19 protein-coding genes are annotated in these 21,867 nt (G+C 64.2%); 8 read left to right on the plus strand and 11 right to left on the minus strand.

The window, feature by feature from the left end; all coding sequences use genetic code 11:
• Positions 1 to 7: 7 nt before the first annotated feature.
• Together ppx and H5P29_RS21995 are read right to left on the minus strand one after the other, a co-directional pair.
• Complete coding sequence (gene ppx, locus H5P29_RS21990; protein WP_067963417.1) at positions 8 to 1,543, minus strand: exopolyphosphatase; 1,536 nt, start codon at positions 1,541 to 1,543, stop codon at positions 8 to 10.
• Entirely contained in the window at positions 1,543 to 3,750 is a 2,208-nt protein-coding gene (locus H5P29_RS21995; protein ID WP_154385475.1) for an RNA degradosome polyphosphate kinase, read from the minus strand. Before H5P29_RS21995 ends, ppx begins: the two co-directional genes overlap by 1 nt.
• 154 nt (positions 3,751 to 3,904) lie before the next feature.
• Between H5P29_RS21995 and H5P29_RS22000 the strand changes: the two genes are divergently transcribed.
• Positions 3,905 to 4,153 carry a zinc-finger domain-containing protein gene (locus H5P29_RS22000; protein ID WP_154385476.1) on the plus strand — a complete coding sequence of 83 codons (249 nt, stop codon included), beginning with the start codon at positions 3,905 to 3,907 and terminating at the stop codon, positions 4,151 to 4,153.
• A gap of 15 nt (positions 4,154 to 4,168) precedes the next feature.
• The gene (locus H5P29_RS22005) at positions 4,169 to 5,404 is read left to right on the plus strand and encodes an FAD-dependent monooxygenase (RefSeq protein WP_154385477.1); all 1,236 of its coding nucleotides are present in this window, start codon (positions 4,169 to 4,171) and stop codon (positions 5,402 to 5,404) included.
• On the opposite strand, the gene H5P29_RS22010 is transcribed toward H5P29_RS22005, so the two are convergent.
• The 6 genes from H5P29_RS22010 to H5P29_RS22035 form a co-directional block, all read right to left on the minus strand.
• A complete protein-coding gene (locus H5P29_RS22010) occupies positions 5,347 to 6,060 on the minus strand; it encodes a TIGR02117 family protein (protein WP_154385478.1) in 714 nt (237 codons plus the stop codon). The genes H5P29_RS22005 and H5P29_RS22010 overlap by 58 nt on opposite strands.
• Before the next feature lie 188 nt (positions 6,061 to 6,248).
• Complete coding sequence (locus H5P29_RS22015; RefSeq protein ID WP_154385479.1) at positions 6,249 to 7,052, minus strand: amino acid ABC transporter ATP-binding protein; 804 nt, start codon at positions 7,050 to 7,052, stop codon at positions 6,249 to 6,251.
• A gap of 23 nt (positions 7,053 to 7,075) precedes the next feature.
• On the minus strand, positions 7,076 to 8,233 hold the full coding sequence (locus tag H5P29_RS22020; RefSeq protein WP_067963434.1) for an amino acid ABC transporter permease: 1,158 nt from the start codon (positions 8,231 to 8,233) through the stop codon (positions 7,076 to 7,078).
• 10 nt (positions 8,234 to 8,243) lie between these two features.
• Positions 8,244 to 9,434 (minus strand): amino acid ABC transporter permease, encoded by a 1,191-nt coding sequence (locus H5P29_RS22025; protein ID WP_067963437.1) that lies wholly within the window; start codon positions 9,432 to 9,434, stop codon positions 8,244 to 8,246.
• A gap of 63 nt (positions 9,435 to 9,497) precedes the next feature.
• Positions 9,498 to 10,526 (minus strand): amino acid ABC transporter substrate-binding protein, encoded by a 1,029-nt coding sequence (locus H5P29_RS22030; RefSeq protein ID WP_067963441.1) that lies wholly within the window; start codon positions 10,524 to 10,526, stop codon positions 9,498 to 9,500.
• 260 nt (positions 10,527 to 10,786) lie between these two features.
• Positions 10,787 to 11,614, minus strand: coding sequence for a phosphatase PAP2 family protein (locus tag H5P29_RS22035; RefSeq protein WP_185910163.1), 828 nt, complete (start codon positions 11,612 to 11,614; stop codon positions 10,787 to 10,789).
• Positions 11,615 to 11,666: 52 nt separating this feature from the next.
• Here H5P29_RS22035 and H5P29_RS22040 point away from each other — a divergent pair, with 52 nt between their 5' ends.
• From H5P29_RS22040 to H5P29_RS22055, 4 genes are all read left to right on the plus strand, one after another.
• The gene (locus H5P29_RS22040; RefSeq protein ID WP_067963445.1) at positions 11,667 to 12,842 is read left to right on the plus strand and encodes a cystathionine beta-lyase; all 1,176 of its coding nucleotides are present in this window, start codon (positions 11,667 to 11,669) and stop codon (positions 12,840 to 12,842) included.
• A gap of 135 nt (positions 12,843 to 12,977) precedes the next feature.
• Positions 12,978 to 13,508, plus strand: a complete 531-nt coding sequence (locus H5P29_RS22045) for a cupin domain-containing protein (RefSeq protein WP_154385481.1) — start codon at positions 12,978 to 12,980, stop codon at positions 13,506 to 13,508.
• Between the two features lie 313 nt (positions 13,509 to 13,821).
• Complete coding sequence (locus H5P29_RS22050) at positions 13,822 to 14,517, plus strand: outer membrane protein (RefSeq protein WP_154385482.1); 696 nt, start codon at positions 13,822 to 13,824, stop codon at positions 14,515 to 14,517.
• A 115-nt stretch (positions 14,518 to 14,632) separates the two neighbouring features.
• Positions 14,633 to 14,836, plus strand: coding sequence for a hypothetical protein (locus H5P29_RS22055; protein WP_154385483.1), 204 nt, complete (start codon positions 14,633 to 14,635; stop codon positions 14,834 to 14,836).
• 67 nt (positions 14,837 to 14,903) lie between these two features.
• Here H5P29_RS22055 and H5P29_RS22060 read toward each other — a convergent pair whose 3' ends face one another.
• From H5P29_RS22060 to H5P29_RS22070, 3 genes are read right to left on the minus strand one after another with little or no spacing between them, the layout of a single operon-like run.
• Positions 14,904 to 16,238: a sigma-54 dependent transcriptional regulator gene (locus H5P29_RS22060; RefSeq protein WP_154385484.1), complete on the minus strand. Its 1,335-nt coding sequence runs from the start codon at positions 16,236 to 16,238 to the stop codon at positions 14,904 to 14,906.
• On the minus strand, positions 16,216 to 17,679 hold the full coding sequence (locus tag H5P29_RS22065; RefSeq protein WP_154385485.1) for a sensor histidine kinase: 1,464 nt from the start codon (positions 17,677 to 17,679) through the stop codon (positions 16,216 to 16,218). Before H5P29_RS22065 ends, H5P29_RS22060 begins: the two co-directional genes overlap by 23 nt.
• Positions 17,676 to 18,569 (minus strand): PhnD/SsuA/transferrin family substrate-binding protein, encoded by an 894-nt coding sequence (locus H5P29_RS22070; RefSeq protein WP_154385486.1) that lies wholly within the window; start codon positions 18,567 to 18,569, stop codon positions 17,676 to 17,678. Before H5P29_RS22070 ends, H5P29_RS22065 begins: the two co-directional genes overlap by 4 nt.
• 244 nt (positions 18,570 to 18,813) lie before the next feature.
• Here H5P29_RS22070 and H5P29_RS22075 point away from each other — a divergent pair, with 244 nt between their 5' ends.
• Both H5P29_RS22075 and H5P29_RS22080 read left to right on the plus strand, forming a co-directional pair.
• Positions 18,814 to 19,335: an arsenate reductase (azurin) small subunit gene (locus H5P29_RS22075; RefSeq protein ID WP_067963465.1), complete on the plus strand. Its 522-nt coding sequence runs from the start codon at positions 18,814 to 18,816 to the stop codon at positions 19,333 to 19,335.
• A gap of 11 nt (positions 19,336 to 19,346) precedes the next feature.
• Positions 19,347 to 21,815: an arsenate reductase (azurin) large subunit gene (locus H5P29_RS22080; RefSeq protein WP_067963469.1), complete on the plus strand. Its 2,469-nt coding sequence runs from the start codon at positions 19,347 to 19,349 to the stop codon at positions 21,813 to 21,815.
• Positions 21,816 to 21,867: the final 52 nt, after the last annotated feature.

Raw genomic sequence — 21,867 nt, forward strand, 5'->3', positions numbered from 1 at the left:
GGCGATGCTATTTGACTGAGATGCTGGGGCCGTCCTCGACCGCCAGCACCAGCTTGCGGCCGGTGACCTTGGCAAGCTGGGCCAGACGTCCCGCCGGCCGCTCGCCATAGAGCTGGCCGAACTCCGACGGGATCACCAGCGCCAACACGCCATTGCCCCTGTCTTCCCAGCGCAGCTTCGGCATCACCCCCGGCATCGAGGCCGAGAGCAGATAAACCACACGCATCATCGCGCCGAGGATGCGGGCGCGCTCGAGATAACGCGGCGTCGCCAGTTCCTTGAGCTCAGGGGCGAAGCTGTCGTTGAAGACACCGTCATGGCGGAACAGATTGGCCAGCGCCAGGAAGGCACGGCCGGGATGATCGACGCCGATGAACGAGGCATGCGCGATGATGTTGAGCGACTGGCGGCCGCGATATTCCGGGTGCGCCCGCCAGCCGATGTCGGCGAGAAGGCAGGCGGCGTGACGGTAACGCGCCTCCTCTTCGGTTTCCTCGATGCCGAAGGCGGCGAAGGACTGCTTGGTCCACTCGGTCAGTTCATGGGCATGGCGCACCGAACGCGCCCGCAGCACGGCCAGCTCCTCGGCCGCCGAGATCAGCGGATCGGCGCGCTGTTCCTGCTCTTCGAGCAACGAGAACAGAAAACCCTCGCGCACGCCGAGCGCCGAGACCACGATCTTCTCCGGCTTCATCGCCGTGATGATCTCCTGCAGCACCAGCGCGCCATAAGGCAAAAGCGACCGGCGGTTCTTGGAGACGCCTTCGATGCCCTTGATCTTCTCGACCTCGCCGCGCGCCACCTGGCGCAGGAACGGCACCAGGGTCACCGGGTCCATCTGGTAGTGATGCATCACCTCCAGCGGATAATTCGAGGTGTTCATGTGCAGCCGGGCGAGGTTTCGCCAGGTGCCGCCGACGGCATAGAATGTCCTGCCCTGCCCGCCCTTGAGCAATTTGGCGCGGGCGAGTTCGGCATGCGCGATCTTGGCGGCCGTTACAGGCGAGCCCTTGGCCATGTCCTGCAGCCTGAGGCCGCCCAATGGCAAGGTGATGCCGTCGCCGATGGCTTCGCCCCTGACGTCGACAAGCTCGAGGCTGCCGCCGCCAAGGTCGCCGGCGATGCCGTCGGCGGGATGGAAACCCGAGATGACGCCGAGCGCCGAATAATAGGCTTCCTCGCGGCCTGTCAGCACCTGGATCTTGGTGCCCAGCACGTCCTCGGCACGCTGGATGAAGTCGGGGCCGTTGATCGCCTCGCGTGCGGCGGCGGTGGCCAGCACATACATCCTTTCCGCGCCGGCCTGCTCGGACAGCGCACGAAAGCGCCGGAACTCCTCCATCGAGCGGGTCACGCCCTCGGGGTCGAGCTTGCCGGTGGAGACGATGCCGCGGCCGAGGCCGGCGAGCATCTTTTCGTTGAACAGAAGGGTCGGCGAGCGTGCCAACCCTTCATAGACGACGAGACGTATGGAGTTCGAGCCGATATCGATGATCGACAGCGGTCGGCGGTCCTTGAGCCGGCCCTGCGAAAGCTGCGCCATCAGCTGGCCGCCGCCTCCGCCTTCTTGCGACGCTTGAACTGGGCAATGCGTTTGGGCGCGTGAGACTTCAGCGCGTCACCCCGTCCGGAGAGGCTCGGATTGGTCATGAAATATTCCTGCGCATTGAACGGCTCTTCGCCCTCGTCGAGCGTGATCCGTCGCGAGGTTCCATCCGCCAATACTTCGAAACTTTGCTGGTTGTCCATGATATTTCCCAGCATGACCTGGCCCAGCACCTGCTCGTGCACCGTCGAATGTTTGGCGATCGGCACCATGGTTTCGACGCGCCGGTCGAGGTTGCGCGGCATCAGGTCGGCCGAGCTGATATAGACGATCGCCTCGTCCGACGGCAGGCCGTGGCCATTGCCGAAACAATAGATGCGGCTGTGCTCGAGGAAACGGCCGACGATCGACTTGACGCGGATATTCTCCGACAGGCCGGGAACCTGCGGCCTGAGGCAGCAGATGCCGCGCACCACCAGGTCGATCTCGACGCCGCTGCGGCTGGCGTCATAAAGCGCGTCGATGACGTCGGGATCGACGAGCGAATTCATCTTCATCCAGATCTGCGCCGGCCGGCCGGCGCGGGCATGCTCGACCTCGTCGGCGATGTGCTTGAGGATGCGGCTGCGCAGCGTGTAGGGCGACAGTGCGATGCACATCTCGTCGGCCGGCTCGGCATAACCGGTGATGAAGTTGAAGATATGCGCCACATCACGCGCGATCGCCGAATCGGTGGTGAAGAAGGACAGGTCGGTGTAGATGCGCGCGGTGATCGGGTGGTAGTTGCCGGTGCCGAGATGGACGTAGTTGCGCAGGCGGCCGTCCTCGCGGCGCACCACCAGCGACATCTTGGAGTGGGTCTTGAGTTCGAGGAAACCGAACACCACCTGCACGCCGGCACGCTCGAGATCGCGGGCCCAGCGGATATTGGCCTCCTCGTCGAAACGCGCCTTGAGCTCGACGAGTGCGGTCACCGACTTGCCGGCCTCGGCGGCGTCGACAAGGGCGCGCACGATCGGGCTGTCGTTGGAGGTGCGGTAAAGCGTCTGCTTGATCGCCACCACTTCCGGATCGATCGCCGCCTGGCGCAGGAACTGCACCACCACGTCGAACGATTCATAAGGATGGTGGACGACAAAATCCTTCTCGCGGATCGCCGCGAAACAGTCGCCGCGATGGTCGCGGATGCGCTCGGGAAAACGCGGATTGAAGGGCGGGAACTTCAGGTCGTCGCGGGCGATCGAGACGATCTCCGAGATCTGGTTGATCGCCAGCGGCCCGCTCAGCACGCTGACGCGGTTCGAGGCGACACCCAGTTCGCTGGCAACGAACTCGCGCAGCTCGGCCGGCATCAGGCTGTCGAATTCGACGCGGATCACCGAGCCGCGGCGGCGGCGCTTGAGTGCCGTCTCGAACAGCCGGACAAGATCCTCGGACTCTTCCTCGACCTCGATATCGCTGTCGCGGATGATCTGGAAGGTGCCCGAGCCCTTGACCTCATAGCCGGGGAACAGCTTGCCGATGAACAGGTTGACCGTTTCCTCGATCGGGATGAAACGCACCGAGCGCTTGCGGTCGGGCAAGCGGATGTAGCGCTTGAGCGCCACCGGCAGGCGCAGCAGCGCCGTCATTTCCTCGCCGCTCTTGCGGTGGCGCAATTGCAGGGCGATTGAGAAGCCGAGATTGGGGATGAAGGGGAACGGGTGCGCCGGGTCGATCGACAAAGGCGTCAGCACCGGGAAGACCTGCTCCATGAAATGATCTTCGAGCCACTTGCGCTCTTCCTTGGTCAGGTCGGCCGAGGCGATGGTCTCGATGCCTTCGAGCTTGAGCAGCTCAAGCAGGCTGGCGAGGCTTTTCTGCTGGTCTTCCTGCAGCCGCTCGACCTCATGCAGCAGCTGGTCGAGCTGCTGTTCCGGCGTGCGGCCGTCGGCGCTGCGGATGGTGATGCCTTCGCGCACCTGCCCGGCGAGACCGGCGACGCGGACCATGAAGAACTCGTCGAGATTGCCGGCCGAGATCGACAGGAAGCGGACGCGTTCGAGCAGCGGATGGTTGGGGTTCTGCGACTGCTCGAGCACCCGCCTGTTGAACTGCAGCCAGGAAAACTCGCGGTTGACGAAGCGGTCCGGATTGCCGTCGATCGCGCCGGTCGGCGACTTGTCGTTGACGAAATCGGTATGGACCGGTTTCAACTGATTCATTTGGACAACCCTTCCCCACTGCCGCGTTCCGCCGCTTATCCGGCTCAACTTATCCTCTGACAGGCAATTGCGACAGTTTCATTTCAGCATCTTGCAAAGCCGCCGCTTATGATACAAACGCTCTGCAATAAGGGTCCTCAGAAGGGAAAATACCATGGCCGGTGGCTCCATCCCCCACTTCCAGAACGACGCTGGACATGCCGTGATCGAGATCGGCGTCAAGGAGTTCATGTGCGTGGGCGCCAAGGCTCCGTTCGACCACCCGCATGTGTTCCTCGACATGGGCGCCGATTCCGAGAAGGTCTGCCCCTACTGCTCGACGCTGTACCGCTACTCCGCCAAGCTGAAGGCCACCGAGACCCTGCCGGCGGGCAGCCTCTACGCCATCGACCGCGCCGCCTGAGGCCCAGGCACGATCATGCGGTCGCCGCCGGTCGTCATTGCAGGCGCCGGCATCGCGGGGCTGACCGCCGCCCTTGCCTTTGCCCGGCACGGCGTCAGTGTCCACGTCCATGAACGTTCGCCGGTGCTCGAAGAAGTCGGCGCCGGTCTCCAGCTTTCTCCCAACGCCACCCGCATTCTCGACCGCCTCGGCGTGCTCGATCTGGTCAGCAGGACTGCCGTGCGGCCCGAGGCGGTGGTGCTGCGCTGCGCGGCAAGCCTTGTCGAGCGCGGCCGCGTGCCGCTGGGTGCTGCGGCCGAACGCCGCTGGAAGGCGCCTTACCTCGTTGCCCACCGCGCCGATCTGCAGTCGGCGCTGCTCAGCCGCGTCAGCGAAAGCCTGCTGATCTCGGTCGCCACCGGATCGACAGTCGACACGGTCGAGCCCAGGGCGGACGGTCTCGGCATCTCGATCACCCAGGACGGCATCACGTCACAGCAAGAGGCCGGCCTGTTCGTTGCCGCCGACGGCGTCTGGTCGGCCAGCCGGCGCCTTGTCGGCCCGCATGAAAAGAGCCGGTTCTCGGGCGAACTGGCCTGGCGCACGACGATCCCGGTCGACAGCGAGCCGGGCCGGCAGTTCGCCGGAGTGACATCGCTGACGACTGTCACGACCTTCCTGCATCCCGGCTTCCATATGGTCGCCTATCCGGTCCGCGCCGGCCATGCGGTCAATCTTGTCGCTTTCACCCCCGGCACGGCAATTTCCGAGCAATGGTCCGGTGAAACCGATGCCGGCGCCCTGGCCCGCGCCATGCAGGGCACGGCCCCGGCACTCTCCCGGCTTGTCCAGGAGGCCGGGCCGTGGACGGTGTGGCCGCTGCACACTGTCGATGCCTCCCGTCCCTGGACCTCGGCATCCGGCATCGTGCTGATCGGCGATGCGGCGCACGCCATGACACCCTTTGCCGCCCAGGGTGCCGCCATGGCGATCGAGGATGCCTGGACGCTGGCCGACGCCGTGCTCGCCGCCCAGAACAAGGCGGATGCGCTGCAACAGTGGGAAGCGGCGCGCAAGGCGCGTGTCGCCAGGGTGGCGCGGCGCGGCGCGCTCAACCATTTCGCCTGGCATGCGAGCGGGCCGGTGGCGCTCGCCCGCAACCTGTTCCTCAGGTTCAAGTCGCCGGCGAGCCTCGCCGCCGACATGGACTGGCTTTATGGCTGGACGCCGCCGGGCTGGTCGCCGCCTGGATCATCCGACGACCGGTTGTAGAGGCCGAGCGAAAAATTCAAGGTCGCCGGCAGCGGGTTCCACCAGCCTGTCGTCAAGCCGGCTTCCCGGAGTGCCGCCGCCGTCCAGGTGTTGCAGCCGGCGAGTGCGTTGAACTTGCCATGGGCATCGAAGAAGCCGTCATATTCGCCATAGGCTACCCCGAAAATGCGCTGAACGGCCCCTTCGTCGCGCACGAAACTGCGCTCGATGAAGTCGAGCATGGCGGCAAAACCCGCCTCGCCGAGCTCGAAACGCTGGACGGCGGGCTGAGGCAGGTCGACGTCGCCGGCGAGATCGACATGCATGACCGAATTGTCGAGCGTCAGCGCCGCAAACACCGGTCCGGGCTTCAGCTCCGACCAGGTCGGCGTGCCGATATAGAAGGCCTTGCTGCCCCAGCCGAACACCAGGTAACGCGCCGCCGGCAGGTCGGCCTGGATGCCGGCGTCGAGCAGGAAGCCGAATTTCTGCAGCACGGCATCGTCGATCGGCACGGCGATGTCGGTGTGGATCGGGTTGGTGAAGACGAGGATATGGCGGGGTGCGGCCTGATCGTCAGCACGCCCGAACAGCGGCCGCGGCACCAGCGTGCCCAGGGCCACCGCCGCCACGGCCACAAACACGACAGCGCCGAGCAGACGTAGAATTCTTTTCAACCGGCCCCGCCCCCGCTTCGGTCCAGCAGTAGCAACAAAAAAGCCCGGCCAAAATACGACCGGGCTTTTTGATCTTGCGGCAGGTCCCTGGAGAATTTCCGCTTTTCTTCGAATCGCGGAAACTCTCTGGACCCTTGTTGTTGCGCAATTCCTAGGAAAAACCGCCGCACACTTCTCCTGGAATTGCGCTAGTGCAGGATCTGGCTCAGGAACAGCTTGGTGCGCTCATGGCGCGGATGGTCGAAGAACTCGCTCGGCGTGTTCTCTTCGACGATCTGGCCCTGGTCCATGAAGATGACGCGGTTGGCGACCTTGCGGGCGAAGCCCATTTCGTGGGTCACGCACAGCATGGTCATGCCCTCTTCGGCGAGGCCGACCATGGTCTCCAGCACCTCCTTGATCATTTCCGGATCGAGCGCCGAGGTCGGCTCGTCGAACAGCATGATGCGCGGGTTCATGCACAGCGAGCGGGCGATCGCCACACGCTGCTGCTGGCCGCCCGACAGCTGGCCCGGATATTTGTTGGCCTGCTCCGGGATCTTGACGCGACGCAGGAAGTGCATCGCCTGCTCCTCGGCCTGCTTCTTCGGCGTCTTGCGCACCCAGATCGGCGCCAGCGTGCAGTTCTCCAGGATGGTCAGATGCGGGAACAGGTTGAAGTGCTGGAACACCATGCCGACTTCGCGGCGGACCTCGTCGATCTTCTTGAGATCGTTGGTCAGCTCCTTGCCGTCGACGATGATCTTGCCCTTCTGGTGCTCTTCCAGACGGTTGATGCAGCGGATCATTGTCGACTTGCCCGAGCCGGACGGACCGCAGATGACGATGCGCTCGCCGCGCATCACCTTGAGGTTGATGTCCTTGAGCACGTTGAACTCGCCATACCACTTGTGCATGCCGACGATGTCGATGGCGACGTCGGTATCAGAGATGTGCATCTTTGCCCCATCGACCTTGATGTCGTCGGCGCTGACTGCGTTTTCTATGGCCATGGGCCGTTCCCTTTTGTTGTTCGTTATCGCTTGTGCCCGGTGTCGAGGCGATGCTCCATATAAATGGAATATCGCGACATTCCAAAGCAGAACATCCAGAACACCAGCGCCGCAAAGACGAGCCCTGACGCCGGGGTCTGGGGCGACGCCCAGGCCGGATCCGAAAAATTCTGCCTGACGACGCCGAGCAGGTCGAACATCGAGATGATGTAGACCAGGCTGGTGTCCTTGAACAGGCCGATGAAGGTGTTGACGATGCCCGGGATGACCAGCTTCAGCGCCTGCGGCAGGATGATCAGTCCGGTCTTCTGCCAATAGCTGAGGCCGAGCGAATCGGCCCCTTCATACTGGCCCTTGGGGATCGCCTGCAGGCCGCCGCGCACCACCTCCGCCATATAGGCCGAGGCGAACAGCGACACACCGATCAGCGCCCGCAGGAACTTGTCGAAGCTGACGCCGGCCGGCAGGAACAGGGGCAGCATGACGCTGGCCATGAACAGCACCGTGATCAGCGGCACGCCGCGCACAGTCTCAATGAAGATGACGCTGAGCATCTTGACGACAGGCATCTTCGAGCGCCGTCCGAGCGCCAGGAGGATGCCGAGCGGCAGCGACACGACGATGCCGACATAAGACAGGGTCAGCGTCACCAGCAGGCCGCCCCAGAGCGGGGTCTCGACATGCGGCAGGCCGAAGAACCCACCGATCAGCAGGAAGGCCGCGACGATCGGAAACACCACCAGGAACAGGAATGCGTTCAGCCCCTTGCGCGGCACCCGGGGGATCAGCAGCGGCACCAGAAGCGCCACGAACATGATCGCCACCAGAATGACGCGCCAGCGCTCCTCGATCGGATAGCGGCCGAACATGAACTGGCCGAACTTGGCGTTGACGAAGGCCCAGCAGGCGCCGGACCAGCCTTCCGGCTGGATGCCGCCCTGGGCGACGGTCGAGCAGAAGGTCCGGTCGGTGCCGGTCCATTGCGCCTGGACCAGCGCCCAGTCGACCAATGGCGGCAGGATCATGATCACGATGATCATGCCGATGATGGTCAGCACCGAATCGAACGGGTTGGCGAACAGGTTCTTGCGAATCCAGGCCACCGGCCCGCGCTCGCGAAGCGGCGCTGGTTGCGGCAGCGCCATTTCGGTGCGGACGTAATGAAGGTCGTTTTGCGACATGTCCGCCTCCTTACCTTTCCACCAATGCCATCTTGGCATTGAACCAGTTCATGAAGGCCGAGGTGATCAGGCTGAGGCCGAGATAGACGACCATCCAGATGACCACGATCTCGATCGCCTGTCCGGTCTGGTTGAGTACCGTTCCACCGACGGCGACCAGATCCGGATAGCCGATGGCGATCGCCAGCGACGAGTTCTTGGTCAGGTTGAGAAACTGGCTGGTCAGCGGCGGGATGACGATGCGCATCGCCTGCGGCACCACCACCAGCCTGAGCGCCTGGCCGGAGCGCAGGCCGAGCGCCGAGGACGCTTCGGTCTGGCCCTTGTTGACGCCGCGAATGCCGGCACGCACGATCTCGGCGATGAAGGCTGCGGTGTAGAACGACAGCGCCAGATAGAGCGACAGGAACTCGGGCTTGATCTGCAGGCCGCCGGTCAGGTTGAAGGTCGACTTCTGCGGCAAGTCGAAGCTGACGGGAAAGCCGGTGGCGACAAGCGCCAGAAGCGGCAGGCCGACGATCAGGGCCAGCGAGGTCCAGAACACGGGGAATGTCGCGCCCGTTGCCATCTGCCGCTGCCTTGCCTGCCGGGCGACGAACCACGACATGGCGATGCCGAGCAACAGGGCCACGCCGATCAGCCACGCGCCTTCGCCCCAGACCGCCTTGGGGAAATAGAAGCCACGGCTGTTGAGATAGGAGCCGAAGGGCAGCTCGATGCTCTCCTTCGGCAAGGGCAGCACGGAAAGCACGCCGAAATACCAGAAGAAGATGACCAGGAGCGGCGGGATGTTGCGGAACAGCTCGACATAGACCGTGCAGATCTTGCGGATCAGCCAGTTGTTGGACAGCCGTCCGATGCCGATCAGGAAGCCGAGAATCGACGCCGTGACAATGCCGGCGCCGGCCACGACCACGGTGTTGATCAGGCCGACGAGCAAGGCGCGCTTGTAGGTCGAATCGGAATCGAACTGGATCAGCGTGTCGCTGACGTCGAAACCGGCGCGGCCGTTGAGAAAGGCGAAACCCGAGGCGATGTTGGCGCGCTTGAGGTTTTCGATCGTGTTGCCGATGATCCAGTAGACGAAGGCGGTGAGCGCAACGACCACCAGGATCTGGAAGAAGATGCCGCGCACCTTCGGGTCGTAGAGCAGCGACGCGCGGCCGCCCCCTACGTCTTGGGGAATGTCCTGCGTAGCCATCGGAAGTCCCTTCAAAAGAGGAGCCGGAAGGCGGCAGCGCCGCCCTCCGGGTGAGACTTCGGATCAGCGGATCGGCGGTGCGTACTGCAGGCCGCCCTTGGTCCAGAGCGCATTGATGCCGCGGGCGATCTTCAGCGGGCTGCCCTGGCCGACATTGCGTTCGAAGACTTCGCCGTAGTTGCCCACTGATTTGACGATGTTGACGACCCAGTCGTTGCCGAGGCCGAGATCGGTGCCGATCTTGGTGTCGGCTTCGGTGCCGAGCACGCGCTTGACCTCGGGGTTACCCGACGCCTTCATCTCTTCGACATTGGCCTGGGTGATGCCGAGTTCCTCGGCGGTCAGCAGCGCGAAATAGGTCCACTTGACGATGTGATACCACTTGTCGTCGCCCTGGCGCACGGCAGGTCCGAGCGGCTCCTTGGAGATGATCTCCGGCAGCACGACGTGATCGTCCGGCGCGCCCAGCGTCAGGCGGATGCCGTAGAGGCCCGACTGGTCGGTGGTGTAGACGTCGCAACGGCCGGCGTCATAAGCGGCGTTGACCTCTTCGAGCTTCTCGAAGACGACCGGGTTGTACTCCATCTTGTTCGCCTTGAAGTAGTCGGCGAGATTGAGTTCGGTCGTCGTACCGGTCTGCACGCAGACGGCGGCGCCCGAAAGCTGCAGCGCGGAATTGACGCCCGGCAGCTTCTTGGCGTTGATCATGAAGCCCTGGCCGTCGAAATAGGTGACGCCGACGAAGTTGAGACCAAGTGCGGTGTCGCGATTGATGGTCCAGGTGGTGTTGCGCGACAGCAGGTCGATTTCACCCGACTGCAACGCGGTGAAACGCTCCTTGGCGGAGAGCGGCGTGAACTTGACCTTGGTGCCGTCACCGAACACTGCAGCGGCCACTGCGCGGCAGAAATCGGCGTCCAGACCCTGCCAGTCGCCCTTGTCGTTCGGCGCCGAGAAACCGGCCAGGCCGGTGCTGACGCCGCATTGCAGGAAGCCCTTTGCCTTGACGTCCTCAAGGGTGCCGGCAGATGCGGCCGTCGCCACCATGCCGAGCGTGGCTGCCCCGAGAATGCCTGAAATGATGTACTTCATGACCCACGAACCCTTCTGTTTTTTACAGGCTTTTTTTGCCTGCCTTTTTGAATTGTGAACTCAGCATCCCCTACCCGGCCCAAATCCGGATTGCGCGTCCTGTCCGGCGCACATTGCTGCAGTCCGGTTCACGGATGCATCGAAGGCGATAATTCTTGTGAGGTCAAGCAATAAAGGCCCGCTGCCGCCGGCTGCGCCTTTAGTATTAGAAATCAGCGGCAATGATTGCTGCGGCCGGTGTCCGCTTCACTTCGAAGACGTCAGCGGGCGGCGCGTTTTCGTCTGCCAAAACCGACAGCCGCCGGCAGCAGCTTTCCCGCCACCAGCCTGAAGCCGACCCGCCGCACGGCGAAGAATCGGGCGGCGACGATGGTCACGATCAGGCCGAACAGGAAGCCGGCGGTGATGTCGGAGGGATAATGCGCCGCTGCCGGAATCCTGAGCGCCGACAGCGCCAGACCGACGATGCCGATCGGCAGCCAGTGACGCGGAAACCAGATCATCAGGATCGCCGCCACGGTGCCGATTGTCGTGGCGTGGCCGGAGGGAAAGCTCGAGGAATAACGCGTCACCACGAAGGGGTCGAAATGATAGGCGCCATATTCGCCATAAAAGGCCGGCCGGGCGCGGCCGAAGAACAGCTTGACGATGTTGACGGCAATGCCTGTGAAGGCAACCATGCCGAAGACGAAGGCGGCCTGGCCGAACAGCGTCACCAGCCGCGCCTTCACGCCGTGACCGACGCCGCGCCAGTCGGCGGCGGCGGTGGCGAGATAGACCAGCAAGGCGGGCACGAGATACCATTCCGACTTGCCGATATCGCTCAGCCAGGCGAGCCAGGCGGTGAAGCCGTTTCGGTTGCTGAGCATGAAGTTCATCACCTTCGAATCGATGGTGAACAGAAGCGCGACGCAAACGGCGCCGCAGAAAAGCAGCAAGGTCAGCCCGCGCGACCACACCGGCTGCGGCGCGCCAACGGGGCGGCGGCGGATGCGGCGCGAGGAAAACGCCACCGTCTCCCAAAGACGCCCGGCAAAACCCTTGGGCCAGATCTGGCCCAGCCGAACGGGCGCCTGCGGCGGTTGCACGGCTCGGGGCGTCGCTTTATGGCTGGCGTCTTCACTGAAAGGGTGCGGATTCATGACTCGTGACAATGGCAGGATCAAAGGCGTCAACACGCGGCTGACGCATTCCGGGCACGATCCACACGGCTTTCATGGCTTTGTCAATCCGCCGGTCGTGCACGCCTCGACGGTTCTGTTCCCCAACGCTGCGACAATGGCCGGGCGTGCTCAAAAATACACATATGGCACCCGCGGAACGCCGACCAGCGACGCGCTGTGCCACGCCATCGACGAGCTCGAAGGCTCGGCCGGCACCATCGCCGTGCCCTCTGGGCTGGCCGCGGTGACGATCCCCCTGCTCGGCTTCCTGTCGTCGGGCGACCACATACTGATCACCGATTCCGTCTACTTTCCGACCCGCCATTTCGCCGACACCATGCTCAAGCGCCTCGGCGTCGAGGTCGATTACTACGATCCGCATGTCGGCGCAGGCATAACGGCTCTGATCAAGCCGAACACCAAGGTGGTGTTCACCGAATCGCCTGCGTCCAACACCTTCGAGATCCAGGATATTCCGGCGATCTCCAAGGCAGCGCATGAAGCGGGCGCCATCGTCATGATGGACAACACCTGGGCGACGCCGCTCTATTTCAAGGCGCTCGACTTCGGCGTCGACGTCACCATCCATGCGGCGACCAAATATCCGGCCGGCCATTCGGACGTCTTGAGCGGCACGGTGTCGGCCAATGCCGCCTGCTGGCCGAAGCTGCACGACGCCTATGTCACGCTCGGCTGCTGTGCCGGCCCCGACGATGTCTACCAGGTGCTGCGCGGCCTGCGCACCATGGGCGTGCGGCTCGCCCATCACCAGAAGAGCACGCTCGAGATCGCGCGCTGGCTCGAAGGCAAGCAAGGTGTCGCCCGCGTGCTGCATCCGGGCCTCGAAAGCCACCCCGACCACAAGCTGTTCAAGCGCGACTTCTCCGGCTCGAGCGGCATCTTCTCGGTGGTGCTTGCGGGCGGCGGCACTGACAAAGCGCATGCCTTCCTCGACGCGCTCGAGATCTTCGGCCTCGGCTATTCCTGGGGCGGCTATGAAAGCCTCGCCGTACAGGTCAGCCTCGCCGACCGCAAAATCGCCAACGGTCCTTATGAAGGCCCGATCATCCGGCTGCAGATCGGCCTCGAAGACGTCGCCGACCTGAAAGAAGACATCGCTGCCGGCCTGGCAGCGGCAAACGCCGTGGGGTGAGACCGGCGGCGGCCGGGCGCAGCTGCACCCGAAAGCTGACCGTGATACCTCTTCCTGCGCACGCGAACCAACAGGCAGCGTCGCCATCACGACGTTCGCCCTTCTGAATGTGGCACGTTCATCGGGAGTATCGAGATGACAACCTCAGGCCGCCCTGCCGAAATCGCCCACTGGAGCGAGGTCGAAAAGCCCGACGGCGAGACCTTCATCGGCACCTCGGAGCTGCGCGGGCTCGGCGCGCCGCTCGCCCAGCATTTCGGCCTCGAACGCCTCGGCATCCACCATGTCCGCCTGCCGCCGGGCCGGCGCACCTCGTTTCCGCATGCCGAAAGCCTGGAGGAAGAATTCGTCCATGTCATCGAGGGCGAGCCCGACGTCTGGCTCGACGGGGTGCTGCACCGCCTCAAGCCGGGGGATTCCGTCGGCTTCCCCGCCGGCACCGGGCTGGCGCACAGCTTCCTCAACAACACCGACGCCGAAGTGCGCCTGCTGGTGGTCGGCGAAACCAACAAGGACGAGAACCGGATCATCTATCCGGTCAATCTCGAGCGCAAGGCGATCCGCGAGGACTGGTGGCACGACGCACCGAAGCGGCCGCTCGGCGACCATGACGGCCTGCCGGACCGGGTGCGTGCTGAGCGGGACACCGGCGAAAGCCGCGACTAGCCCAGGACCAGCTGTCGTCGGATGCCAGCAACGGGCTGGCCGGCGCAGGCGCGTCCACGGCTCAGCGGGCGCGCAAGACCAATGTCGGGCCGCCGATGCTGCCCGATGCTGGCCGGCCTTTCGCCGCCATTCCTCCCAAACGCAGGAAAAGCCACCTGCCTCCAGGCAGCGGGGGCGTTTTGAACGTTCCGATGGGACGCCACGGCGGAAGATCAGCCGTCTTGTCTTGCGTTGCCGCCCGTGATAGTCGCAAAAATGCATCGCGAACGCTGCCCCGTTCGCTCAACTTGAGCTTTAGTCGGGGCTATCAGAGATGGACCACAGTTCCACCTTTCGCCAAAACATCAGAATACGACTGGTCGTACTGCTCTTGGGCGCGGCTTTGCTTGTCACCAACGAAACAGCCGATGCTGGCCAGAACGGCTCCGCGGTTGACTGGTCGGGCGTCTATATGGGCGGCATGGTCGGATACGGAACCGGTGATACGAGCGCATTCGATGGCGTACACTCCGATGACATCGGCTACTCGGGAGCCATCGGCGGCCTAACAGTTGGCTACAACAAGCAATTCGGCAACTTGGTCGTTGGCGTCGAGGGTGACGTTTCGGGCGCGGGCATGTCGGGTAAAGGCGACGGCGGCGACGACTGGGGCTGCGGTGTTGAGGATATCTGCACGTTCCGGGTCGATTGGGCAGCGACACTGCGCGCTCGTCTGGGGTATGCGGTCGGTCCAGTCCTGCCATTTGTTTCAGCCGGTGTCGCCATCGGTCGCGTCAGTGGTGAACTTGATGGCGGGTGTCCTGGCGACGTTTGGTGCGGCAGCGATACCAAGACCGGCTGGACCGCAGGCGGCGGCCTTGAGTGGGCTTTCAACGACAAATGGTCAGCCAAGGCCGAGCACTTGTTCGTCGATCTTGGAAGAGCCCGTTTTGGCGAAGGCAACGGCGATGGTTTCCTGGCCGACTTCAAGTTCCATACCGCGCGGCTGGGCGTCAATTATCACTTCTGATCGCCGTTCGACGACAACAAGTTGACGGCACCGGAAGGCTGCTCCCGTAAAGGCTGGAGTTAGCCCACAATGCTGCGCCGGCAAGTTTGCCATGAGGGAGGGTGATGGCCCTGCCATGCTGGATGGCGGCAAGAGCCACTTTCACTATGGCAAGGATGAGGCTTGCTACTATCCGCCAACAACGATCGACCGCGTCCTGCGTGAAGGAGACGTAATTCGCCTGGGCGAAATTGCAGTCACAGCCTTGAACATGGGCGGACACACGCGGGGCAACACGACATTTGTGTTGGATGTCGTCGAAGACGCCAAGTCCCCGTGAAAAGCGATCTCAGTTCAACGCTCGGTTTCGATCTTGCCGACCACGCCACGTGGCGCGATCACGCTGATCAAATACGCACCCCCAGCCGTGTCATCTTCTCCCAAAGCGTCGAACGACCGATGCCGAGCAATTCGGCAGCTTTGATGACCTGTCCGTCGGTCTGTTCCAGCGCGCGTTCGATCTGCCGCCGTTCGGCTGCGTCGCGGACGTCGGCGAGAGGAAGGAAACCAGGTACGGGCCGCCTTCCCGGACTGTCGGGGAATAGATCGCCCGGCATGATCCATTCCGAAGCCGAGAGTGCGACCGCACGGTCGACGCGGTTGCGCAATTCGCGCACGTTGCCCGGCCACAAATAGACGAGTGCTGCCTCCTCCGTTAGTGCGCTGAAGCCGCGGATGCGGGCGTGGGAGCGCGCGACCGCATTCTCGAGAAAGCGGTCAAGCAGCCAGACGATGTCTTCGGGCCGTTGTCTCAATGGCGGAATCTCGACAGGGAGCACGGCGAGCCGGAAATAGAGGTCCTCGCGGAATCCCGACGCCTGACCCGGCGCCAGGTCTCTGTGCGTTGCGGCGACGATGCGGGCGCGGAAGGGAACCGGCGTCTCGCCGCCGAGGCGCGTGAAAGACTCGCTTTCGATCAGCCGGAGCAGCTTGGCTTGCAGCGCGGCCGGCATGTCGCCGATCTCGTCGAGGAAGAGCGTGCCGCCCTTCGCGCGTTCGGCGTATCCGAGGTGGCGCTGGTGGGCGCCGGTGAATGCTCCCTTCTCGTGGCCGAAGATTTCGCTCTCCAGGAGGTCGGCTGGGATTGCGACGCAGTTCACCGCGACGAAGGGCTGCTCTGCCCGCGCGGAGATCTGGTGCAGGAGCCGCGCCGCGACCTCCTTGCCGGACCCGGTTTCGCCGGTGATCAGCACCGGCAGATCGTGCACGGCATAGCGATGGATGAGATCCTCGGCGTGCTGGATCGTCGGCGACTGGCCAAGCACATATTCCTTCAGCCGCATGCCGGAGCAGGCGCTCCGCCGGCCTGTGGCGATGCGTTTCAGAAAGTCGTCCATTGCGAAGGGCTTGGTCATGAAGTCGGCCGCGCCTGAGCGCATGAGGCGAACGGCCTGGTCAATCTCGGCGAAGCCGGTAACGAACAGGAAGGGCGGCGCGTTGGGCTGCCGCGCTGCCTCTTCGAAGACAGCTTCGCCGGACATATCCGGCAGCCTTATGTCGCAGATCACGAGATCGAGCGCGCCGGCAACACGACCCAGCCCTGCGACAGCCTCGCGCCCGGTCTGCCACCAGGTCACCTCCCAGCCCTCAAGTTCCAGCCGCTGGACAATGGAACCGCCCATGACGGGATCGTCCTCGACGAGCCCGACACGCGCGCGGTCAGGCGGCACGACTGTTTTCATGCTTTGCTTCCTCCCGGATCGGCAAGATAAGCGTAACGATCGACCCCGACGACTGAGCTGGCTCTACGGTGGCCTTGCCTCCACAGGCGTCGACCATCCGGCGGGCCATCCACAAGCCTAGCCCTCTTCCGACGCGGACGGCGGGGCCGGGATCGTCGTCGCTCAGCATGGAGATCGATTCCCTGGGCATGCCGGGGCCTTCGTCGGAGACCGATATCTTCAACCGGTCCGCAGTCCGCTCGACCTTAAGACCGATCCTGCCGCCCTCGGGCGTCGCCGCGCTGGCATTGAGCAAAAGGTTGAGCACGGCTTGCCGTACCGGGCCGCCGGGGATCGTTGCCGCGGCGTCCGCAGGCCAGTCGACCTGCCAGTCCAGCCGCTGCCTGCGCCTGCGCAGTTCCGGCTTCATGAGCACTTTGACGTCCTCGAGGTCGTCGGCGCTGAGCGGCCGGGCCGATCGCTCCGGCCGATAGGTAGCAAGCGCCGCTTCGACGACTTCCCTTATGCCGTGCAATCCCCGCTCGATCAGGCTGATGGAGGTGTCGCGCACACCGGGCGTCCTGCCGTGGGTCTTCAGCGTGTCGATGGCGTTGAACAGGCCGCCCAGCGGATTGTTGATCTCGTGCGCCATGCCCGAGGCCAGCCGCCCGAGACTGGCCAGCTTCTCCTCTTCTGCCAGCTGCATGGCGAAATTGGCGCGCTCGCGCTCGGCATGGACGAGGGCGTTGTAGCCGTTGAAGAGGCTCGCCACCTCGCCGCCGCGCGCCGGAAACTCGGCTGACGGAATGGGCTCGGCGACACCGTTCGCAGCGGCACGCATGTGATCCTCCAGCACGCGCATCGGTTCGATCATGCGGCGGACCAGCAGGAAGCCGCCGAAGGCGAACACCGCCGCCAGGATTCCGTTGGTGACGAGCAGCGTCACCAGGATCTCACGGCGCTCGGCGAAAATGTGGGAGGCGTCGAAGGCGGTGTGGATCGCACCGACCGGCTGCCCCTGATAGACGAGATCACGGTGAGCGAAGCCGGTGGCGGAGTCCCGGTCGAAAGTCACCGTGCTCGCACCGTAGCGTGAGGCATAGGCTTCCGGCAGATCCGAGAAGGAGGGAATGCGGGTCGGGTCCGTGGCCGCCAGAACCTTGCCGTCGGCACCGGTGACCACCGCCTCGATTGGCGAAAGTGCCTCGTAGGATTTTCGCGAGCGATCGAGCGCGTCGAAGACCTCCCACACGTCGCCACGCAGCACCGCAGGCAGCACCGCCGCGGTCAGCCCGTCGAGATAGCTGCCGGCGAGACCGTCGAGGAAGGATTCCTGGGTGCGCGACAGCCGGTCGAGAACGCGCTCGGAAATCACCACGCTGATCGCCACCATCAGGAGCGCCACCAGCATAGGCACCCGATAGGAGACTGGAATGGTGCGCAGGCGGCCGAAGAACCTCATCCGAACCGCCTCACCGCATCGACCTTCGCCGCGATTGTGTCGAACAGCGCTGGCTCGGTGGCGAGGAAACCGTCGAGTTTCAGCAAGGCCAGCACCTTGCGGCCCTCCTCGTGCCGATCCATCGTCGTCAGCGCCTGCTTGAGCCGCGCGATGCGGGGATCGCCTGCCAGGGCCTTCGGCGACGCAACCGGCGGAAAGCCGAGCCATTCGGAACGGCGCACGATTCGTGTGCGGCCGACGAGGCCTGGCTCCATCTCGCGCATGACATCCCAGACATAGCCGTCGACGCTGCCGGACTGGGCGAGCCCGGAGGCGACGGCGCGGATCACGTTGCGATGACCGTAGGTATAGAAGGTGCGGGCGAAAAAACCTTCGGGCTTCAGCCCGTTCTCCGCCAGAAGCGCTCGGGTGACGAGGAAGCCGGAATTGGAGTCCGGATCCGAGAAGGCGTGGATGTCTCCTTTCAGGTCTTGCCATTGGTTTGCGGGCCTGTCAGGGGCGGCGATCAGGTAGGACTGGTAGAGCGGCTTGCCATGCCAGGACGGGGTGGCGACGAGATCGAGCTCCGACTTGAACTGGACGTACGGATAGCCGCAGATCCATGCCGCGTGGAGCTGGCCCGCGACGAGCAGTGCGGTGATCTCCTGGTAAGTCCGGCGGCTGACCAGTTCCACGGGATGTCCGGTCGCCTCGGACAGATACGCGCGAAGGGCAGCGAGCAGTTCGAGATCGTTCGAGAGGAAGACGGGCGTCAGGCCGAACCTGAACCCCTCGTCCTTCGCGGAGGCGAGGCCCGGCGCGAACGCGACCGACGCCGCCGCCGAGCCGCACAGCGCGATGGCCGAACGGCGCGTGAGTACCTGGCTCGCGGCTGGGTACCGTGCGGTCAAGACGCGAAATCCTCCCTGCCGGATAGACTAGCGCCGCACGCCGTCAAAATCGACCGGAAATCCCGCACTTTCGGCCGTCCGGGTTTCCGGACCTTCGGCGGCGCAGCATGTCCGGAATTCCGGACATCGCGATCGACGGCATTTGCAAGGTTCCTGCAACTGCGGCGTCGGGGTGGCGAACGGCAGCTGGCATGCTCCTTGCTGCACGCAATGCGTACCCAGTCGCGAACCAGGGAGGAAAACAATGGATCGTTGCGACAAGTTGGTCGATGTCGGTCGCCGTCAGTTTCTGCGGGGTGGCGCGATTGCCGCTGCCGCTACCGCCACCGCCGTCGCGCTTCCAGCGGCGCCTGCAAAGGCCGCAGCGCTTGCGCGGGTCGACTATCCCTTGAACCGCCTCGGCAATGTCGCCGACCTCAAGCCGAACGAACCCCTGGACGTCGCCTATCCGGACGAGAACGCCCCTGGCGTGCTGCTCAAGCTCGGCACGCGCGTCGAAGGCGGCGCGGGACCGGATGGCGACATTGTCGGCTTCTCGACGATCTGCCCGCATAAGGGCTTTCCACTGAATTACGTTGCTGCCGACCGCACGCTGAACTGCCCCGGCCATTACTCCCGCTTCGACTGCGAGGCCGGCGGCCAGCAGATCTGGGGCCAGGCAACGCAGAACCTTCCGCAATATGCGCTGAGGGTGGACGAGAAGGGCGACATCTACGCCGAAGGCGTGGACGAACTTCTCTACGGCCGCCTGTCGAACGTGCTCTGAGGGAGGGAACCATGGCTTACAAGCGAAACATCGACCGCCTGCCGATCATCCCGGCGGACGCGAAGAAGCATAACGTCACTTGCCACTATTGCATCGTCGGCTGCGGCTACCACGCCTACACCTGGCCGGTGAACAAGCAGGGCGGCACCGACGCCGCCGCCAACGCCTTCGGCGTGAACCTCGCCGAGCAGCAGCCGGCGGAGACCGAGGCCTGGTACGCGCCGTCGATGTACAACATCGTCAAGCAGGACGGGAAGGACGTCCATCTCGTCATCAAGCCGGACAGGGGCTGCGTCGTGAATTCCGGCCTGGGCTCCGTGCGCGGCGCCCGCATGGCCGAGAACCGCCGCTCCGACAAGACGGGTACGCAGCAGCAGCGTCTGTCGGAGCCGATGGTCTGGCGCTACGGCACCTGGCAGCCGACGAGCTGGGCCGACGCGCTCGATCTGGTCGCCCGCGTCACCACGCGCGTCATCGACAAGGACGATGAGGACGACCTGTTCGTCTCGATGTTCGACCATGGCGGTTCGGCCGGCGGTTACGAGAACACCTGGGGCACGGGAAAGCTCTATTTCGGCTCGATGAAGGTCAAGAACTGCCGCATCCACAACCGGCCGGCCTACAATTCCGAGGTTCACTCGACCCGCGACATGGGTGTCGACGAGCTGAACTACGCGTACGAGGACTACACGCTGACCGACACGATCATGCTGGTCGGCACCAACCCGCTCGAATGCCAGACCAACCTGTTCCTGAATCACATGGTGCCGGGCATGCGCAACGGGGCGAAGGTGATCATCGTCGATCCGCGCCGCACAGTGACCGCCAATGCCTGCGAAGTGGAGGCCGGCGCCGACAATGTGCTGCACCTGGCGATCAAGACCGGCACCGACCTGGCGCTGTTCAATACGCTCTTCACCTACATCGCCGACCAGGGATGGGTGGACAGTGACTTCATCGCGGCATCGACCCTCCAGGGCGACGTCGCGGTGCCGCTGGACGAGGCGCACCCTGCCGCTCTGGGCTCGTTCGAGATGGCGCGCGCCAAGTGCAAGATGTCGCTCGCCGAAGGCGCGTCGATCACCGGCCTGTCCGAAGCCGACATCGTCAAGGCTGCCGAGTGGATCGCCAAGCCAAAGGACGACGGCTCGCGCCGCAAATGCACCACCGGTTACGAAAAGGGTATCATCTGGGGCAACGACAACTACCGCGTCATCGGCGCGCTGGTGAACATCGGGCTCGCAACCGGCAACATCGGCCGAGAGGGCGGTGGCGTGTGCCGTCTCGGCGGTCATCAGGAAGGCTACTTCCGGCCCTCCGACGCACATGTCGGCCGGCCAGCGCCTTATGTCGATCAGCTCATCATCGGCGGCCAGGGCAAGGTGCATCACATCTGGGCCAACGACCACTACAAGACCACGCTCAACGCGACCGAGTTCAAGCGCGAATACAACCGCCGTACCAACATGGTGAAGGACGCCATGGACGCCCATGCGGGGTCCAGCCGCGAGGAACTGGTAGACGCCATCGTTGGCGCGATCAACGCGGGAGGCTTGTTCTCGGTCAACGTGGACATCATCCACAGCCAGATCGGCCAGGCCGCGCACGTCATCCTGCCGGCGGTGGAGTCGGGCGAGATGAACCTGACCTCCATGAACGGCGAGCGCAGGCTGCGTCTGGTCGAGAAATACATGGACGGTCCGGGCAATGCCAAGCCGGACTGCCTGATCGCAGCCGCAATCGCCCAGAACCTGGAGCGGGTCTTGCGCGAGGAGGGTCGCGACGCCTATGCCGACCAGTTCAAGGGCTACGACTGGAAGACCGAGGAAGATGCCTTCATGGACGGCTACAACTCCGGCAATCCGGAGGTGACGTATGACCGCCTGCGGGCCATGGGCAACAACGGCGTGCAGGAGCCTGTGGTCGGCTTCGAGAACGGCCAGTTGGTCGGGACCAAGCGGCTCTACACCGACGGCAAGTTCACGCGTCACGGCCGCGAGGACGGCAAGGCGCTGTTCTGCGGCGGCGAATGGCGCGGGCTGCAGGCGCCGGGCAAGGCCTACCAGAGGGACAACTTCGCGTTTCTCATCAACAATGGCCGCGCCAACGTGATCTGGCAGAACTGGTTCCTGGACAAGGCGAACGACTTCGTTTCCGACCGCTTCCCGATCCCGTTCATCGAGATCAATCCGGACGACATGGCCGAACTGGGGGTCAAGGCCGGCGACCTGGTCGAGGTGTTCAACGACGTCGGTGCGACGCAGGCGCTGGTCTATCCGACGCCGACTGCACGGCGAAAGGAGACCTTCATGGTGTTCGGGGCGCCGAATGGCGCGCAGGGCAACATCGTCAATGCCGGCACGAACGAGCTGATCCTGCCGAACTACAAGCACACCTGGGCCAATATCCGCAAGATATCGGATGCGCCCGCCTCGGCTGCGGATCTTTCGTTCAAGTCGATGGAATACAGCGCGGGCTGACCCGTGCATCGCGCTGCCGGACGGAAACGCCCGGCGACGCTCCCCCTCTCCC

Source organism: Aminobacter sp. MDW-2, assembly GCF_014250155.1.
Lineage (GTDB): Bacteria > Pseudomonadota > Alphaproteobacteria > Rhizobiales > Rhizobiaceae > Aminobacter > Aminobacter ciceronei.

Coding starts and splice junctions, on each gene's coding strand:
- H5P29_RS22020 (WP_067963434.1), bottom strand. CDS start 8,233: ATGTCGCAAAACGACCTTCATTACGTCCGCACCGAAATGGCGCTGCCG.
- ppx (WP_067963417.1), bottom strand. CDS start 1,543: ATGGCGCAGCTTTCGCAGGGCCGGCTCAAGGACCGCCGACCGCTGTCG.
- H5P29_RS22045 (WP_154385481.1), top strand. CDS start 12,978: ATGACAACCTCAGGCCGCCCTGCCGAAATCGCCCACTGGAGCGAGGTC.
- H5P29_RS22005 (WP_154385477.1), top strand. CDS start 4,169: ATGCGGTCGCCGCCGGTCGTCATTGCAGGCGCCGGCATCGCGGGGCTG.
- H5P29_RS21995 (WP_154385475.1), bottom strand. CDS start 3,750: ATGAATCAGTTGAAACCGGTCCATACCGATTTCGTCAACGACAAGTCG.
- H5P29_RS22025 (WP_067963437.1), bottom strand. CDS start 9,434: ATGGCTACGCAGGACATTCCCCAAGACGTAGGGGGCGGCCGCGCGTCG.
- H5P29_RS22015 (WP_154385479.1), bottom strand. CDS start 7,052: ATGGCCATAGAAAACGCAGTCAGCGCCGACGACATCAAGGTCGATGGG.
- H5P29_RS22000 (WP_154385476.1), top strand. CDS start 3,905: ATGGCCGGTGGCTCCATCCCCCACTTCCAGAACGACGCTGGACATGCC.
- H5P29_RS22065 (WP_154385485.1), bottom strand. CDS start 17,679: ATGAGGTTCTTCGGCCGCCTGCGCACCATTCCAGTCTCCTATCGGGTG.
- H5P29_RS22050 (WP_154385482.1), top strand. CDS start 13,822: ATGGACCACAGTTCCACCTTTCGCCAAAACATCAGAATACGACTGGTC.
- H5P29_RS22080 (WP_067963469.1), top strand. CDS start 19,347: ATGGCTTACAAGCGAAACATCGACCGCCTGCCGATCATCCCGGCGGAC.
- H5P29_RS22060 (WP_154385484.1), bottom strand. CDS start 16,238: ATGAAAACAGTCGTGCCGCCTGACCGCGCGCGTGTCGGGCTCGTCGAG.
- H5P29_RS22075 (WP_067963465.1), top strand. CDS start 18,814: ATGGATCGTTGCGACAAGTTGGTCGATGTCGGTCGCCGTCAGTTTCTG.
- H5P29_RS22040 (WP_067963445.1), top strand. CDS start 11,667: ATGACTCGTGACAATGGCAGGATCAAAGGCGTCAACACGCGGCTGACG.
- H5P29_RS22030 (WP_067963441.1), bottom strand. CDS start 10,526: ATGAAGTACATCATTTCAGGCATTCTCGGGGCAGCCACGCTCGGCATG.
- H5P29_RS22055 (WP_154385483.1), top strand. CDS start 14,633: ATGCTGGATGGCGGCAAGAGCCACTTTCACTATGGCAAGGATGAGGCT.